Here is a 1,574-nt window from a genome sequence, read left to right on the forward strand (position 1 = left end):
CCTCGAGGCGTGGCAGTGATTGGGTGACCAGTTCGCTCTCGCTGGCGGCGCGCAGCGACTTGACCGAGGAGACTATGCCGCCACCAGCCCGGGCGACCTCTTCATAAGTGGCGCCGGCCAGCCGCATCTCGAATTCGTTGGCGCGGTTGCCGGCATGGACCAGATGGGTGTGGCAGTCGATCAGGCCGGGTGTGATCCAGCGGCCCTCGCAATCAACCGTCTCGGCGCCCTGGGCAAGTGTCGGGGGCAGCTCCGACTCGGGGCCGGCATAAACAATGCGGCCGTCACGCGCAGCGACCGCGCCATGTTCGACGACGCCAAGTCCGGCAGACCCGTCGGCCATTGTCGTCAGCCGCGCATTGCGCCACAGACGAAGATCCCCTGCCCGGCTTTTGCTCTTTGCAGCCATCATCTTTTCCGTTTCAATCGATGACGATTATGTATATACATATTGAAACGCACTGCAAGTGCCTTCATCGCATGAGACACAGAGAACCGGAGAGAAAAGTGGCAGCGATCTTTGCGGAACAGGCGCTCCTTCCCGATGGCTGGCGCGAAAATGTGCGGCTTACCCTGGCCGAGGGACGCATCACAGCCGTTCAGCCTGGCGCTGCTGCGGCAGCCGGCGACGAACGTCACGCGATCCTGTTGCCCGGCATGCCCAATTTGCACAGCCACGCCTTCCAGCGCGGCATGGCCGGCCTTGCCGAGCTTCGCGGCCCCTCCGCCGACAGTTTCTGGAGCTGGCGCGAGGTGATGTACCGTTTCGCCCTGTCGATGACGCCCGATCAGGTCGAGGCGGTTGCCGCACAACTCTATGTCGAGATGCTGGAGGCCGGTTTTTCCCGCGTCGGCGAATTTCACTATCTGCATCACGACCGCGATGGAAAACCCTACGCCAACCTCGCCGAGATGGCCGAGCGCATTGCGGCCGCGGCCGGCGAGGCAGGCATCGGCCTGACGCTTTTGCCGGTGTTTTATGCGCACTCGTCTTTCGGCGGTGCCGCACCAAACGAAGGCCAGCGGCGATTCATCAACGATGTGAATCGATTCTCGCGGCTTGTTGAGAAATGCCGCGAATCGGTTCGCGCGTTGGATCAGGCTGTTGTCGGCGTCGCTCCGCACAGCCTTCGCGCCGCGACACCGGAAGAACTGATTGACGTGACTGCCCTGGCGCCGGACGGGCCTATCCACATCCACATTGCCGAGCAGGTGAAAGAAGTCGAGGATTGCCTTGCCTGGTCGGGCGCGCGGCCGGTCGAATTTCTGCTGGCCAATGCCAAAGTCGACAAGCGCTGGTGCCTGATCCACGCCACCCACATGACCGATGCTGAAACCGTTGCCATGGCCAAAAGCGGTGCCATCGCCGGCCTATGCCCGATCACCGAGGCCAATCTCGGTGACGGCACTTTTGCCGCGCCGCTGTTCAGGGAACATGGCGGCCGCTATGGCGTCGGCTCCGATTCCAATGTGCTCATCGGCCTGCCCGACGAGTTGCGCCAGCTCGAATATTCGCAGCGCCTCGCCCACCGCGCCCGCAATGTGCTGGCGGTCGCAGGCGGCCCGACCGGCCG

General features: G+C 63.4%; 1 protein-coding gene and 1 pseudogene. One reads left to right on the forward strand and one right to left on the reverse strand.

Translation table 11 applies throughout. The annotated features are described in order from the left end of the window. Positions 1–409 (reverse strand): annotated as a pseudogene (locus tag EOA22_RS33095) (imidazolonepropionase); the annotation flags it as partial. Between the two features lie 98 nt (positions 410–507). Here EOA22_RS33095 and EOA22_RS33100 point away from each other — a divergent pair. Beyond that, the coding region (locus EOA22_RS33100; RefSeq protein WP_127390580.1) for a formimidoylglutamate deiminase at positions 508–1,574 on the forward strand (1,067 nt) is incomplete at its 3' end.

This window comes from Mesorhizobium sp. M7A.F.Ca.US.014.04.1.1 (genome assembly GCF_003998745.1).
Lineage (GTDB): Bacteria > Pseudomonadota > Alphaproteobacteria > Rhizobiales > Rhizobiaceae > Mesorhizobium > Mesorhizobium ciceri.